A 16,591-nucleotide genomic window follows, 5' to 3' on the forward strand; every position below is an offset into this window, starting at 1 on the left:
TTTGGCAATGGGGAAAATTTCAAGTCAGGTTGTCATCTTCTATGAAGATGGAGAAGCGAATGGCAGCACCAGTCAGGCAAATATATCAAAGTAAAAGCCAGCAGGGGTTAGCTGCTGGCTTCATCTAAGGCCCTAATTTTATGGGGCTAAACACATCTGTAGATCAGCGTACTACTTTTTCATTAGCTGCTCATATTGGTAGGCTTGTAATTGTACCATTTGGTGTAATGCAGCATAGTTAAAGGCAATTACTGGAATAATAGAAACTTGGTTTGTAACAATTCCAGAAACCAGACCAGGGTTACTCCAAATGCCCAGCGATCTTTGGACCGTGCCAACAAAGACATCATGAAGAACCGCACCTGAGTTGAAGCCAGGTACCTTTGTTGATAGAAAACTCATAAATGCACCTTTTTCTCCCATAAGGAAATGGCTGCTATTGGCTTCTCCGACCTGATTGAAAAGTGGCCCACATTTACTGAAATCCGAGCTGCAAATATCAAGTTTAGGATTATGTGCAGGGCCTGAATACCCGCTTGTTGAGCTGTTCGTTTTGTTTAAAGCGCCTTGTGTTGCACGCTTCGTTGTTGGTTCATAGCCTGTAAACCATTCAATTCCAGCCCGAAAAGCCTCACCAATACCAGCAAGTCTGGCTCCTTGAGAGCATCTACCGCCTACGGCAGCAGCACTAGCACATCCACCTACTGCAGAAGTCCCAATTCTTTTTGCAAAGGTGCCAAGTGAATCTACTTTCCAGCTTCCTGTTAATTTGCTGAATCCGCCAGTAATCATGCCAGCTAACGCTCCCTGGAATGCACCTTCCCATGTTCCACTGAGAATTGCACCAGATACAAATCCTGCAGCAGCTCCGCCAGTTGCACCGATTGCAACTTGTGAACTTAGGAATCCAGCCGCCCAACCCGAGGCATAGCCATAAGTGAAAACTGAAGCGGCAATTGCAACACCGACTTTCCAATATTTATCAATGAACTTTCCTGTTTTCTTGAAAAAGCCACTGATGGAATAACCTGAAGGATCAGTGTATTTTAATGGGTTATTTTGAACATAACTGTATCGGTTGAAACCTTGTCCGCCCCCAATATCATCTTGAACAATAGGATCAGGATTTAGGAATCGCCCAATGACAGGGTCGTACAGTCTCCCTGTCATATGCACTAAGTTAGATTCCGTTAGATTTTCATGACTGGAAAACCCAAGTCTTCCTGTTAATCCATCTGAGTATGAGTTTTGGCTGAGCTCATAATCTTCTTGTCCTGGAAGAATTCGTGATTTACCCCAAGCATCATAGCTAGTTTGATACTCTATTTCTCCCAATTGATCTGTTATAAGGAGAACTGAGTTAAGATGGTCTTTAAAAAGGTATTTGTTTTTAGCGGAACCTTCGCTATCTTTTTCAACTATTACTTGGTCAGCAATAAAGTATCGATGAGTAATTTTCCCATTTTCATTTACTTGCTCATAATCGCGATCAACATAATAGGTAGTTCGGTTTTTATTTACATCATTCCTGATTGTTCTTTCTAATGATGGACCATATTCAAAAGTAGTTGTTCCTTCTTTGTTTGAAATTGTTAGAGGTTTATTGAAAGCGCTATATGTGATAGTTCTTCCATCACCTTCAATTTGGTTACCCGCGTTATCATATAAGTATTCAGCGCTCCTTATGCCGCTAATTGAGCTTACAGCATGTGGACGAGAAGAGTTATATTGATAAGTGCCAACATCTGATTTATAGGTGATATTTCCTAAAGCATCATATTTCAAATCTTGATTGCTCACACCAGATGATGAAATTAATCTATTTAAACTGTCATATTCGAAATTTTCTATGAATGACTTGTTAAACTGTGACCATGATTTTTGTGTAACATTTCCAATCTCATCATATTCATAGTTAACGGATTGAATTGTTTTTCCAATCAAGTTATTACTTGAAATGTTGGTTAGATTTCCAGTGATCGAATCAAAATATTTTGTTGTCGTGATTCCACCACCCAGCTGAGTTGAAGTGATGTTTCCTCTTGTATCCATTGACAGTAACTCCCAATATGGAGTTCTCTCGGTAGAGTTTTTAATTGTTGTTAAATATCCAAATTGATCATATATATATTGGACGCTAAGATCGTTTGGTAGAACTTTTTCTTCGACACGACCATTATTATCGTAGGACCATTGGTAATTGAATTCATTGTTTCCAATGTTGATTTTCTTTGATGACATTCTTCCTTGTGCGTCATATGAATACCTTTCAATGTAATTGTCTTGTGTAATGGACTCTAATAGTCCAGTATCGCCATGACTCTCACTGTATTTCCAAATAGTCTCAATGTTTCCAGCTTTTCTTTTAACATCTTCAATGTTTCGGTATGTTTGACGACCAAGTAAATCATACTCAAAAATAATACTTTGGTTATTGCCATTCACACTTTTTGAAATTAATCCTAACCCATTTAATGTATAGGAATTAGATCCAGTATTTGGATCATGAATGGATGTTTTTCTATCAAAGCGATCGTAATCGACAATGATTTTATTGCCGTTAGGATCAATTGTTTCAATAATATTCCCACGTCCATCATATCGATAAGCTGTGGTGTTATTATTATCATCTGATTTTTCTATATTCCATCCCCATGCATTAGAACGAGTGATCGCTTTTTGGCCTTTGGCGTTCACCGATGTCATCGTTAATGGTTCATAGAAATAAGTGGTTTTTGAATTATCAGCACGTGTTATCTGTTTCACTCTATTAAGCAAATCATATTCAAATGAAGTTCCTTCATATGAAACATGATAATCTGGTGCAGATTCAAAAATTAACCGTCCAAGAGAATCATATTTTTTGACAGAAATTGATTTCTCTCCTCCAAATAAGGAAACATCTCGGCGAACTTCACGATGTAAAGCGTCAATATAATGTTCTACAGTCGGTGCATCACTTCTTTGGGCTAGGATACGATAAGCAACTTCTTGATCATGGCTTTGTTTATATGTTGTGGTTTTCCAGCTACCATCAGAAAGCCTTTCACCGATGAGCCTTCCCCAGTCATCATAGAAATTATTTACTTGCCTACCATTGGTATCTGTTGAATTGAGGAGCAAGCCTGAACGAGGATCATATTGATAGTTGGTTTGGTATCCAACAGCATTTGTTCTTGATTTAATAAATCCAAAAGCATCATATGATAATTGAGTTGTCCTAGAGTTTGATGGAAGACCATCGTTAGGCAGCCTCTGCCAAGATTCAGTTACTGTCTGGGCTAAACCACGATCAAAATCACTATAGGATGTTGCAAACTGTTCAGGCTCACCCTCTTCACGAACTTCCTTCGTGAGGAGGCCCAATTCATTGTATTCATAACGTACTGTATTTTCTGTACTTTTAAGATGGCTGCCTGAGATGAAGGTAGATTGATGTTCAATAAGATTTATTAACCAGCGGTCCTGTATTTCTGATGTAACAGGAACATAACTATTAGAAGTGATTTCTTTGTGCCAACGTTGGTTAATGTGGTCTTGAGTTTCAATAGTTTTGCGTATTAATTGACCATAATCTGGTTCAAATTCAGATTCATATACTTGTGTTGATATCAATTCCCCATTCAAATCCCACTTCTTAGTGGTAGATTTAATCAGATGCTGAATATAGCGTTGTGCTGGTTTTAATACTGGAGCACTTGTAAAAGAAATAGAGCGTTTAAATCGTTCAATCGGCTCTGGAATACCAGTGGGTTTATAAACTTTCCATTGATTGACTGTTTGTTCCAGTAGAGTACTTGGATTTTCATCACAGTAATCAAAGCTAATTTTTCCTCTTCCATCAAATATACAGATTTCTCTTTTTACTAGGGCTCCTTGTAATAAGTCTTCTGTATTTTGACTGTAAGTTGTCGTAGTTATCAGATTGTTTGATTGATCCCAATTTTGTATTTTAGAAAAACCTAGGCTACCCGCTCCGAGTTTGTGAACACGAAATCCATGATAATAATAACTTGAGCTATGGGTCTTACTATTTTGGGAGCTTCTGTGTAATGATTTTACAACATAGATTGGAGCTTGTACTTCTGATATAGGATACTGTTCACTATTTAATTTTTTGTATACATTATTATCTGTAAGTGGTGAATAATCGAATGTTACAACATTTCCAAGTGAAGAAGTCACAGACAATAATAATGGAGATGCGCTTGTTGAATTAGATATATATACGCCAGCATTTCCAAAGCCGATAATATCTGCAGTACCATCTCCATCAGTATCTGCTAACATCCTAAGATGATCTTTTGTACTCCATCCTCCACTATATTTACCAAAGCTATTAATTACTCGCTTTGGTGCTGTGAAAGTTTCACCGAGAGAAAAAGAAATATTTACACCATCATTTGCAAACCCAATGATATCGGCTCGGCCATCACCATTCACATCAGCGACTGTTCTGGGGTGATCACTAGTATTCCACCCGCCTACACCATTTCCGAAACTATTAATTAAGCGTTTAGGTGCAGTAAACCCATCACCCTTAGAGAAAGATACAATGACACCATTATGGGAAAATCCTATGATATCAGCCTTGCCATCTCCATTTGCATCAGCCAAAAATCGAGGGTGATCATAGTTCTTCCAACCATCATTTTTTCCAAAAGTGTTAAGTAATCTTTTGGGAGCAGAAAATGAGTTTCCTTGAGATAATGAAACTTCTACACCACTATTAGAAAATCCTACAATATCCGCTCTGCCATCTCCATTGATGTCAGCCATCGTTCTTATATGATCATTAGTACTCCATCCGCCAGTATCTTTTCCAAATGCTCGAAGCATATGTTTAGGCGTAGAAAAAGAGTTTCCTGTAGAAAATGAAACATAGACGCCATTATTACCGAATCCGACAATATCAGCTTTACCATCTCCATTGACATCCGCCATTATTCTGGGATGGTCTTTAACTGTCCAGCCTGTATCTTTACCGAATGCTTTTAGCAAATTGCGTGGTGAACTAAAGCTTCGTCCTTGAGAAAATGATACTTGCACACCACTATTAGAAAATCCAATGATATCTGTTAAGCCATCGCCATTAACATCTGCGACAGTTCTAATATGGTCTGAATTACTCCATTTTCCAGCATCTTTACCAAAATAATTGATTAATTGTCTTGGTGAACTATATGTATTACCTTCGGAAAAAGAGACTTGAACACCATTATTGGAAAAACCAATAATGTCAGTACGACCATCACCATCTATATCTGAAGTTAAACGAATGTGGTCTTTATTATTCCATCCTTCAGCATCTTTTCCAAAACTACGAATTAAGTGTTTTGCAGCAGAAAAATTCCCCATTGGTTGATATTTCCACTTAAGGTCAATGCTAACCTCACATGTTTCATCTTTACACCCACTGTTAGCAGTCGTAATTTTTTGTAAAATATCATTACCAGATTGGTATTTAAATTTATAATTCCTGATGGGCTCTTCTATTTGAGAGATTGTTATTTCATCAATTCTATGATTTAGGGATGTTTTGTTTCCATGAACATAAGAGCTAATTTTATGTATCTTATTCTCGTAGTTAAATTTTATATGATTAGAGTTATATGAGATTTCGCTTATTATGCTCTCACCAGAAGAAGGATCAGTTTTATATTCGTAATGAATTTCGTTGCCAGCTTTATCGCTAGTAGACATCAGTGACCAACTAATGTTTTTTCTTTTATTTGCAGTTTTTACATTAGATGTGTATTCACTTTTAAAGCCATCAGGGTTCCATACCTGGAACATTGATGGATTATTTTTTGGACCTAAAGCAATAACTTTTCTATAGCTTTCTCGGGCCGTCCTGTATTCGGTTTGGTTTGCCGTGCTTTCATCTACGATAATGAGCCGTTCACCATCCAGACAAAACTTATCTTTTTCATCGAAATCTACAATATCAATGTAACCGTCAAGGTAGTTATTTGATGGGCATCTGCTAATTGATGATAGGCCAGAAAGAGACCATCCTGCACCAAAGATGCCATCTTTGCTCTGGCTGTTGTAGTGCAATGCTAAGTCTGGAGCATGCCCTTTAATGCCAGGAGGCAATTCTAATGCGAGCCTGTAGTTGGCTGCACCATTTTGGTCCACATCTGCTTGACCTGATAAATCAATACCATAGTTTGAACGTTGTACTCCAGGCCAGCTGGATGCTTGCGATAATGAGCTAACGCTTAAAAGCGTAATCCCGGTTATCAAGAATGTTAGTTGATTTATTTTCACTGTTATGCATCTCTCATTTGAAAATCAAGTTGCATATATTAATGAAAATATACTTTCCTTTCAAAGCAATAGATGTGTGTTTTTGCGTATGAGTTCGATTCAAACATATCGATCAATATCTGGACAAGCGTGCCGGAGGGGAATTCAAATTGAAATCAACAGAAACTACTTTTCGCAGCAATTTCAATTATTGAAATTGTTTGAAAAATACGTCTGACTTGTTAGAGAAGGGGGGAAGTGATGTTGTACAGTTTAAAAGAAGGATCCCCCATTTTTAATATTAAAAAACGGGGGAAATAAAAAAGTAAGGAATTAAAAAATTAGTTCATACCATACTTTTTCAGTTTCTTACGCAGGGTACCGCGGTTGATGCCCATCATGGTTGCAGCGCGGGTTTGGTTACCACGGGTGTACTGCATGATGGTGTCCAGCAGGGGTTGCTCAACTTCTGCCAGTACAAGCTCGTACAGATCATCGACGTCCTGACCATTCAGCTGGGCGAGATAGTTCTTTAGCGAGGCTTTGACGGAGTCACGCAGAGGCTTCTGAGTGATTTGGTCTTGAGAAGTGACTGTAGTCACTGTAAGTGCTTCGGAAGTCAGATTTTGTTCGAACATATTCTGTAAGCTCTTCTGGTATTTATGCAACGTTGTCGAAGTAGCCTTGCAGCGCATCGAGCTGCTGTTGGGCATCCTCGATAGCGTTGAAGGTCCGGCGGAAATCACCTGCAGTAGCCTGTTCTTTGAGGTACCAAGACACGTGTTTGCGTGCAATGCGTAGCCCCTGGTACTCCCCGTAAAAGGCGTGGAGTGCCTGTACATGCTCCATCAGAATGCTGCTGACTTCTTCAAAAGAAGGCGCAGGCAAGTGTTCCCCGGTTGTTAAGTAATGTTGGATTTCGCGAAAAATCCAGGGTCTGCCCTGTGCAGGGCGACCAATCATCAAGGCATCGGCCCCGGTATAATCCAGGACGAAGCGTGCTTTTTCCGGCGAGTCGATATCACCGTTCGCAATCACAGGAATCGACACTGCCTGTTTCACTGCCTTGATGTAATCGTATTCCGCTTCCCCTTTGTACATACAGGCTTTGGTTCTGCCGTGCAGCGCCAGGGCCTGAATGCCACAGTGTTCAGCGAGCTGTGCGATCGCGACACAGTTTCGGTTCTCTGTATCCCAGCCGGTCCGTGTTTTGAGCGTCACAGGGACGTCCACGGCGTTGACCACGGCCTTGAGGATATCCTCGACAAGATCCGGGTACTGCAGCAGGGCAGAGCCTGCCAGGCGTTTGTTTACTTTCTTCGCCGGGCAACCCATGTTGATATCGATGATCTGAGCACCATGCGCCACGCTGAAGCGGGCGGCATCGGCCATTTGCTGGGGATCTGCCCCGGCAATCTGTACCGAACGGAGGCCAGACTCACCTTCATGCACCATGCGGTTGAGCGACTTGGCAGTTTTCCAAACGTCTGGGTTTGCAGACATCATTTCGCTGACGGCCATACCTGCACCGTGGCGCAGGCACAGTTCCCGAAACGGACGATCGGTCACGCCCGCCATGGGGGCGACAATTAACGGGTTGTCTAATTGATAAGGACCGATCTTCAACGTCTGTTCCTGACTATGCCAGTAAGGGCGCGCATTTTACGCATTTTTTGTGGTGCTGAAAAGGCCAATATTTGAGCATTCCTGAATTGGGGGCTAAAAGACCATGGAATTCAGTGAATTGCTCAGAAATTGGCCAATGGACAATTTTGTCCAAATTAGCCTTTTTGGCCTGAAATCCGGCACCATTCTTCACGGGCGGCAATCGGATCCAGCGTCAGTTCATCGCTGTAGTGGCTGGCCACGTCTTCTGCCTGACTTTCCAGCACACCGGAAATTGCCAGCAGGCCGCCGTCCCGGACCAGGCTCTTGATCACCGGTGACAGTTCGCGCAGCGGACCAGCCAGAATGTTGGCGACCACGACATCAGCCTGCAGATTTTCCGGCTGTTCAGCCGGGAGGTGCAGTTCCAGACGCTCAGCCACACCATTGCGTTCCGCATTGTCACGGGAAGCCAGGATGGCCTGTGGATCGATGTCGATCCCAATCACTTTGGCCGCGCCCAGTTTCAGCGCAGCAATCGCCAGAATGCCGGAGCCACAGCCGAAATCGATCACGGTTTTTCCGGTCAGATCCTGGCTGTCCAGCCACTCCAGACACAGTGAGGTTGTCGGGTGGGTCCCGGTGCCGAACGCCAGGCCCGGATCCAGTAATACATTGACTGCATCCGGTTCAGGGGCTTCACGCCAGCTCGGACAGATCCACAGGCGGGTTCCGAATTTCATCGGGTGGAAGTTATCCATCCACTCGCGTTCCCAGTCTTTGTCTTCCAGCTGCTCGACTTTACAAGCGAAATCGTCGGCCAGCAGGGGGCTGTTTTTCAGCAGGCTGAGCACCATGTCCATATCGCTTTCTGCGTCATACAGGCCGACGACATCCGTATCGCCCCACAGGCGGGTTTCACCCGGCAGTGGCTCGAAGACGGGGGTGTCATGGGCATCCAGAAAAGTGACCGACAGGGCACCGGTTTCTTCCATCAGCAGATCACCAATGGCTTCGGCATTGGCGGCGGTGGCATTCAGTTTCAGTTGAATCCAAGGCATGGGTACATTCGCTTTCAAAGGGACTGTGGTTCAAGGCCGCGGAGTGTAGCACGAAAAGTAGTCAGTCCGCATCAGCTTCCTGATACGCACGGCAGGGGCTGCTGGTTCGAGAAGAAAAAACAGCACCAAATGGCGCTGTTTGATGACTGTATAGTGGATTAGACCTGAGGCTGTAAATCTGGCTGCCGCGCAGGCCAGGCATAACTGCCAGCCACAAAGCTGATCAGACCTACCAGCAGCGTCGGGACGATGGCATGCATCCCGCCGAGATCCGGTTTGAAAACGGTCAGGGTCGTGTAGCAGCCCAGCCCGGCCACCATGGAAGCAAAGGCACCTGCGGCTGAGGCCTTCTGCCAGTACAGCCCCAAAACCAGCGGCCACAGGAAGACGGCCTGCATGCCCCCAAACGCCAGCAGGTTGAGCCAGATGATCATGTCTGGCGGGTTGCTTGCTGCGACAAAAACCAGCACGGAAAAAATGCCGGTCACCCAGAGGGAAAGCTTCGGCAGTTTTGCTGTGATATCCGCCTGTTGTGCTGCTTTGGGGTTGATGTAGTTGAGATAAAGATCTTTGAGCAGTGTGGCGGATGCCTGGATCAGCTGGGAGTCGATGGTCGACATGATGGCTGCCATCGGACCGGCCAGGAAAATACCCGCCACCACTGGCGGCAGGACCGTCATCATCAGCGTCGGCATGATCTGATCCGGAGTGGCGATGTCCGGCACCAGCGCCCGGCCCAATGCACCGGCCAGATGCATACCCAGCATCAGAAAAGCCACCATCACGGTACTGATCACCATACCCTGATGCAGGGATTTGCTGTCTTTGTAAGACATACAGCGTACAGCGGCGTGAGGCAGGCCGATGACTCCGAAGCAGACCAGCACCCAGAAACTGAGCATAAAGGGCTGCGATAGAAAGTTGTCTGGTCCGTAGGGAGAAATCAGTGCCGGATCAATCTGATGCAGCGTTGTTACCAGTTCACCGACGCTGCCACCGGCATGAATAATGCCGGCCAGCAGCGCCAGTGTCCCGATGATCATCATGATGCCCTGAAGGGTGTCGGTCATCACCACGGCCCGGAATCCGCCAATGGTGGTGTACAGCCCGACGGTGGCGGCAAAGATCATCAGTCCCTGTGAATAAGACAGACCGGTGACGGTTTGCAACAGCCGGGCGCCGCCGACAAACTGAACCACCATGGTGCCGAAAAATGCCAGCAGCAATGCCAGAGAAGCAAAAATCACCACCCCACGATTCTGGTAGCGGGCGTAGAGCATGTCATTCAGGGTCAGGGCGTTGTGCTTGCGGGCTTCGATGGCAAATTTCTTCCCCAGTACGCCCAGTGTCAGCCAGGCTGCCGGGAGCTGAATCATCGCCAGCAGTACCCAGCCCAGTCCCATTTTGTAGGCCGCACCAGGGCCGCCGATGAAGGAGCTGGCACTGGCATAGGTTGCGGCAAGGGTCATGGCGAGCACAAAGCCGCCCATGCTGCGGTTCCCCAGCAGGTATTCACTCAGAAAGCCGCTGTCTTGCTGTCTCTGGCGCCGGGTGAAGTATGCTAGCGCAAACACGGCTACAAGATAGAGGATGAGCGGGATCAGCAGTTGGTTATTCATCGGCATTTTCCTCATCAACATCAAGCGGCATATCCTGATAGATGTATTTCACCATCAGGGCGCACAGTAGGGTAAAGAGTACCGGGCCAGCCAGGCAGGCCAGCAGGAACCAGAGCGGAAAGCCCCAGTACAGTTCAGGGAGGGTGTCCCGGGCTGAGTCCGGCGCAAAGAAATAGGCGGAGCAATACCACCACAGGAAGTAGGCAACAGCCAGCCACAGTGCCCATCTGGCTTCTCTGTGTGCCTGTTGGTAACGGGTAGAAAGTGTCTTCATACTGAAGTTCCTGTCGGTCCGTGTTTCGATCTTAAATGTCGGGAAATGGCGTCGAAACCGGCTCAGAAGTCTGTAAAAAAGGGTTTAACGATCAAGAAAGGGCATTATTGTGTCAAATGATGTCAGGCGGTGCCAGAGGCGTTGTGCAGGAAGTTGAGGAAAAACAAAAGGCTGCCCGGAGGCAGCCTGAATCGGTGGAAAACTGAGAGGCTTATTGCAGGCCCAGTTTTTTCTCCAGGTAGTGGATGTTGGCGCCACCATGCTGGAAGTTCTCGTCTGCCATGATGTCTTTCTGCAGCGGAACGTTGGTTTTGATGCCGTCGATGATCATTTCGTTCAGGGCATTACGCATACGCGAAATAGCCACGTCACGGTTCTCACCGTAAGCAATCAGTTTACCGATCATAGAATCGTAGTGCGGCGGTACTGTGTAGCCAGCGTAAATGTGGGATTCCCAGCGAATACCCATACCACCTGGCGGGTGGAAACGCTCGATCTTGCCTGGAGACGGCAGGAAACGCACCGGATCTTCAGCATTGATACGGCACTCAATCGCGTGACCACGCATGTGAATGTCGCTCTGGCTGAATGACAGCGGCTGACCGGCAGCAATACGCAGCTGCTCTTTGATCAGGTCAACGCCGGTGACCATTTCAGTCACTGGGTGCTCAACCTGAATCCGGGTGTTCATTTCAATGAAATAGAACTCGCCGTTTTCGTACAGGAATTCAAACGTACCTGCACCGCGGTAACCGATTTCAAGGCATGCACGGGTACAACGCTCACCGATGTACTTACGCATTTCTTCGGTGATGCCTGGTGCCGGAGCTTCTTCAACCACTTTCTGGTGACGACGCTGCATCGAACAGTCACGCTCACCCAGATGGATTGCGCCGCCCTGACCGTCAGCCAGAACCTGAACTTCGATATGGCGTGGGTTTTCCAGGAATTTCTCCATGTACACCATATCGTTGTTGAATGCTGCTTTGGCTTCTGCACGGGTCATCGCGATGGACTGAACCAGATCCGCTTCTTTGCGGACAACGCGCATACCACGACCGCCGCCGCCGCCGGAGGCTTTGATGATTACCGGAAAACCGATGCGCTTCGCGATTGATTTGTTTTTCGCTTCATCGTTGCCCAGCGGGCCGTCAGAGCCCGGTACGCAAGGTACACCAGCCTTCTTCATCGCGTTGATCGCAGAAACTTTGTCACCCATCAGGCGGATAGTTTCAGCTTTCGGGCCGACGAAGATGAAGCCTGAGCGCTCAACCTGCTCAGCAAAGTCAGCATTCTCAGACAGGAAGCCGTAACCCGGGTGGATAGCAACCGCACCGGTGACTTCAGCCGCACTGATAATGCGTGGAATATTCAGGTAGCTGTCTGTACCACGCGCAGGGCCGATACAGATCGACTCGTCTGCCAGTAATACGTGTTTCAGATCGCGGTCAGCGGTGGAATGCACAGCCACCGTTTTGATCCCCAGCTCTTTACAGGCACGCAAGATACGCAGGGCGATCTCGCCGCGGTTTGCGATGACTACTTTATCTAACATAAGCGCCCCAGTTACTCGATGATAACCAGTGGTTGATCGAACTCAATCGGATCACCGTTTTCAGCCAGAATCGCAACTACAGTACCGGCTTTATCAGCTTCGATTTGGTTCATCATCTTCATCGCTTCAACGATACACAGGGTATCGCCAACGTTTACGCTCTGACCCACTTCAATGAATGGCTTCGCTTCCGGGCTTGGTGCACGGTAGAAAGTACCGACCATTGGTGACAGAACTTTGTGGCCAGCAGGCTCAGCAGCGACAGGTGCTGCTGGTGCAGCCGCTTCAACTGGTGCCGCAGGTGCCGGCGCAGCAACAGGCGCTGGTGCAGCAGCGTAAACGTGTGCAGGAGCAACGTGCGCAGCAGCAGAGGTGCGGCTGATGCGTACGGACTCCTCACCCTCAGAGATTTCCAGTTCGGAGATGCCTGATTCTTCTACCAGTTCGATAAGTTTCTTGATCTTGCGAATATCCATGTATCTGTTCTCTTTATGTTTGTTCATTGAGCGTTCTGAAGGCGGCGCACGGCTGCCTCCAGGGCGAATTCATAACCATCCGGACCCAGGCCGCAGATCACACCGACTGCCTTGTCTGACAGATAAGAGTGATGGCGGAAAGGCTCGCGGGCGTGCACATTAGACAAATGTATTTCAATAAACGGGATCGCCACCCCCAGCAGCGCATCGCGGATGGCGACGCTGGTATGGGTATAGGCGGCCGGATTGATGAGGATAAAGTCCACCTTGCCATGGGCCCGGTGGATGGCCTCAATCAGTTCGTGTTCTGCATTGGACTGCAGGTGATCCAGTGTCACGCCCAGATTCGTGGCTTGGGCACTCAGGTTTGCGACAATCTGATCCAGCGTCTGCTGGCCGTAGTGGCCGGGCTCTCTCAGGCCCAGCAAATTCAGATTGGGTCCGTTCAGTAGTAAAATACGGTAATTAGTCGACATATTCAGTTATCTATACTCGTTCTTGACCTGTTCTTGCCGAATCAAGTGTCAAAGCACAAAAAAACTGTGACTTTGCTTCCTTTCATGCAAACCATCACGGCTTTTAACCTGTTTGTCGCTCAATTATAGAGAATTCAGCGCAATTCGCAGCAAAATACTGGTCTAATCACCGCTTTTTTGACCTTACACCTGTACGCAGACGGCTTGATTTGCGACGTGTTGCCTTCATTTTCACCGACGCTTCAGTAAGATAGCCACCTGATGACGCCCACTTAGAACATAAGCGGCCAATCGCGTTGAATCTTAATCGGTTTTGCTGAAAATCACGGCAGAATGCTGCAGGTTCCAAAAAGTTACTCTGCAATCCTGTCTGACAGCGGGGGGCTGCGGAGAGTTCCCGGACTGAACGCGGGATGCGCGGAGAAACAGGCTTGAATTGCGGTGTTCGGGGATAAAAAAAGCCGCCTGACGGCGGCTTGAACGGAGCTCGGTGTTGAGATTGGGGTCAGACGACCTTTTCTTTCTCCGCAATCAGTTTATCAACCACGCTTGGATCGGCCAGAGTCGAGGTATCACCCAGTGAACCGGTGTCCCCGGTGGCGATTTTGCGCAGAATTCGGCGCATGATCTTACCGGAACGGGTTTTCGGCAGAGCATCGGTCCAGTGCAGGAAGTCTGGCGTTGCGATCGGGCCAATTTCCTTCCGTACCCAGTCTTTCACTTCTTTATGGAGCTCGGCGGTCGGTACCACACCATCGTTCAGCGTGATATAAGCGTAAATGGCCTGTCCTTTGATGTCGTGCGGAACCCCCACGATGGCTGCTTCTGCGATTTTATCAAAGGCCACCAGCGCTGATTCGATTTCCGCGGTTCCCATCCGGTGACCGGAAATGTTCAGCACATCATCCACACGACCGGTGATCCAGTAATAACCGTCCTCGTCACGGCGTGCGCCGTCTCCGGTAAAGTACATACCTTTAAAGGTCGAGAAGTAAGTCTGTTCAAAGCGATCATGATCGCCCCACAGCGTGCGCATCTGTCCCGGCCAGCTGTCCAGGATCACCAGATTGCCTTCGGTGGCGCCTTCAAGAATATTGCCCATGTTGTCGACCAGCGCAGGCTGCACACCAAAGAACGGACGGGTTGCTGAGCCCGGTTTCAGTGCCGTGGCCCCCGGCAGCGGTGTGATCAGAATGCCGCCGGTCTCGGTTTGCCACCAGGTATCCACAATCGGGCAGCGGCTGTCGCCGATGGTCCGGTGATACCATTCCCAGGCTTCCGGGTTTATCGGCTCACCCACAGAACCCATAATGCGGAGTGAGGAGCGGTTTGTGCCTTCAATGGCTTCATTGCCTTTGGCCATCAGCGCACGGATCGCCGTTGGTGCGGTATACAGGATATTGACCTGATGCTTGTCAACGACTTCACTCATGCGTGCTGTGGACGGATAATTCGGTACCCCTTCGAACAGCAGGGTCGTGGCGCCGTTTGCCAGCGGACCATAAACCAGATAGCTGTGGCCGGTGATCCAGCCCACATCGGCGGTACACCAGTACACCTCGCCTTCCTGATAATCGAAGACGTATTTGAAGGTCATGGTGGCATACACCAGATAACCGCCGGTGGTATGCAGGACACCTTTCGGTTTGCCGGTTGACCCTGAGGTATAGAGGATAAACAGCGGGTCTTCCGCATTCATCGGCTCAGGTTCACATTGCGCAGGCATATTTGCAGTGGACTCATGCCACCAGACATCACGGTTGCTGTCCCATGCGACCGGATTGCCGGTACGCTGGAAGACCACAACTTTCTCTACACTGTCGACTTCCGGATTTTTCAGGGCGTCATCGACGTTCTTTTTCAGCGGCACAATACGGCCGCCGCGGACACCTTCATCCGCAGTCACCACGACTTTGGCTTTTGAGTCAATGATCCGACCGGCCAGCGCTTCCGGAGAGAAACCCCCGAAGACAATGGTGTGGACTGCCCCGATCCGGGTACAGGCCAGCATTGCGACCGCGGCTTCTGCGACCATCGGCATGTACAGGCACACCACATCGCCTTTTTGTACGCCCTGTGCTTTCAGTGCGTTGGCGAACAGGCAGACCTGCTGATGCAGTTCGTTGTAGGTCAGGGTAGCATCGTCGCTTGGGTCATCACCTTCCCAGATGATGGCGGGCTGATCGCCACGGGTGGCCAGGTGACGGTCAAGGCAGTTGGCTGAGACGTTCAGAGTGCCGTCTTCAAACCAGTTGATGCTGACATGGCCGGTATCGAAAGAGGTTTGTTTCACTTTGGTGTAAGGGGTGATCCAGTCAACGATTTTGCCTTGCTCGCCCCAGAAGGCTTCCGGGTTAGTGACAGACTGCTGGTACATCTCGCGGTATTGCTCTTCCGTGATATGAGCCCGCTCAGCAATCTGCTGGTTGACAGGGTAAACGTGAACCTCACTCATTCTATTCTCCTTGTGTTTCCGTCATCGTCCTGAGCGGACCGGATCAATCGCTTTCTCTTAACTTGTGCCAGATTGCGTACTTCCTCAATTAGACTTTAGGATGAGTGTGCGCTGTCATGACTTTTTCTCCGGTTTTACACCGGGTTGCATCGTGCCGGGCGGACGGGTTCGAAAAAAACGGTGGCGATGTCAGGCTCGGCAGATCCCCGTGTTTCAGCCGGACATAAATCAGTGCGGCAGTGATACTGTCCTGAAGGGCATCATGCCGCTCACTCTGAGGCAGATCCAAATGACGGCTGATGGCTTCCAGACTTAAATCATAGCTGGTATTGGGTAACTGGCGCTCCAGCTGTTCATGGTACAGGTGACTGACCTCTACCAGCCGGTTGGGCAGGGCAAAACCAAACAGCCGACGGAAATAGCGGTCAAGGATCGTCTTGTCATACCGGATATGGTAGCCAACCAGGGGACGGTTTCCGATAAAGTCCAGAAGCTGGGTCAGCGCTTCCTGAGCGTCCAGCCCGTGTTTCAGATCCTGATGACGCAATCGGTGGATCGTGACGGAGTCGGCATTCAGACTGTCGGGCGGGCTGAGCGTCAGGTGCAGCGACTCGCTGGTCAGGATCCGGTTCGCACGGATGCGGGTGGCCGCAATTGAGACCAGTTCAGCGCTGGCCGGGTCCAGGCTGGTGGTTTCACAGTCGAGCGACACCAGCTCTTCACCGCGGTAACGTTCAAACAGGGCTTTGATTGGATGTTGGCGGAATTTGTACTGATACCACCAACGACGCAGTATATTCATGTGTTTCTCACCGTAA

At 47.9% G+C, this 16,591-nt stretch carries 11 protein-coding genes; all 11 read right to left on the reverse strand.

Annotated elements, in window-relative coordinates; genetic code table 11:
- Window positions 1-171: 171 nt before the first annotated feature.
- Window positions 172-6,273 (reverse strand): FG-GAP-like repeat-containing protein, encoded by a 6,102-nt coding sequence (locus ACYP03_RS20415; RefSeq protein WP_459781922.1) that lies wholly within the window; start codon window positions 6,271-6,273, stop codon window positions 172-174.
- Between the two features lie 320 nt (window positions 6,274-6,593).
- Entirely contained in the window at window positions 6,594-6,890 is a 297-nt protein-coding gene (gene fis / locus ACYP03_RS20420) for a DNA-binding transcriptional regulator Fis (RefSeq protein ID WP_027254108.1), read from the reverse strand.
- Window positions 6,891-6,912: 22 nt separating this feature from the next.
- Window positions 6,913-7,878: a tRNA dihydrouridine synthase DusB gene (gene dusB, locus ACYP03_RS20425; RefSeq protein WP_459781923.1), complete on the reverse strand. Its 966-nt coding sequence runs from the start codon at window positions 7,876-7,878 to the stop codon at window positions 6,913-6,915.
- 155 nt (window positions 7,879-8,033) lie between these two features.
- Entirely contained in the window at window positions 8,034-8,918 is an 885-nt protein-coding gene (gene prmA, locus ACYP03_RS20430) for a 50S ribosomal protein L11 methyltransferase (RefSeq protein WP_459781924.1), read from the reverse strand.
- A gap of 158 nt (window positions 8,919-9,076) precedes the next feature.
- A complete protein-coding gene (panF, locus tag ACYP03_RS20435) occupies window positions 9,077-10,537 on the reverse strand; it encodes a sodium/pantothenate symporter (RefSeq protein ID WP_459781925.1) in 1,461 nt (486 codons plus the stop codon).
- Window positions 10,530-10,811: a YhdT family protein gene (locus ACYP03_RS20440; RefSeq protein ID WP_459781926.1), complete on the reverse strand. Its 282-nt coding sequence runs from the start codon at window positions 10,809-10,811 to the stop codon at window positions 10,530-10,532. The genes panF and ACYP03_RS20440 overlap by 8 nt, the downstream gene beginning before the upstream one ends.
- A 211-nt stretch (window positions 10,812-11,022) precedes the next feature.
- Window positions 11,023-12,366, reverse strand: a complete 1,344-nt coding sequence (gene accC / locus ACYP03_RS20445; RefSeq protein ID WP_248144338.1) for an acetyl-CoA carboxylase biotin carboxylase subunit — start codon at window positions 12,364-12,366, stop codon at window positions 11,023-11,025.
- 11 nt (window positions 12,367-12,377) lie between these two features.
- Window positions 12,378-12,842, reverse strand: a complete 465-nt coding sequence (gene accB / locus ACYP03_RS20450; protein ID WP_459781927.1) for an acetyl-CoA carboxylase biotin carboxyl carrier protein — start codon at window positions 12,840-12,842, stop codon at window positions 12,378-12,380.
- A gap of 23 nt (window positions 12,843-12,865) precedes the next feature.
- Window positions 12,866-13,318 (reverse strand): type II 3-dehydroquinate dehydratase, encoded by a 453-nt coding sequence (aroQ, locus tag ACYP03_RS20455; protein WP_459781928.1) that lies wholly within the window; start codon window positions 13,316-13,318, stop codon window positions 12,866-12,868.
- Window positions 13,319-13,823: 505 nt separating this feature from the next.
- Window positions 13,824-15,773 carry an acetate--CoA ligase gene (gene acs, locus ACYP03_RS20460; protein WP_459781929.1) on the reverse strand — a complete coding sequence of 650 codons (1,950 nt, stop codon included), beginning with the start codon at window positions 15,771-15,773 and terminating at the stop codon, window positions 13,824-13,826.
- A gap of 88 nt (window positions 15,774-15,861) precedes the next feature.
- Window positions 15,862-16,575 (reverse strand): 3'-5' exonuclease, encoded by a 714-nt coding sequence (locus ACYP03_RS20465; RefSeq protein ID WP_459781930.1) that lies wholly within the window; start codon window positions 16,573-16,575, stop codon window positions 15,862-15,864.
- Window positions 16,576-16,591: the final 16 nt, after the last annotated feature.

This window comes from Photobacterium sp. R1 (assembly GCF_054600795.1).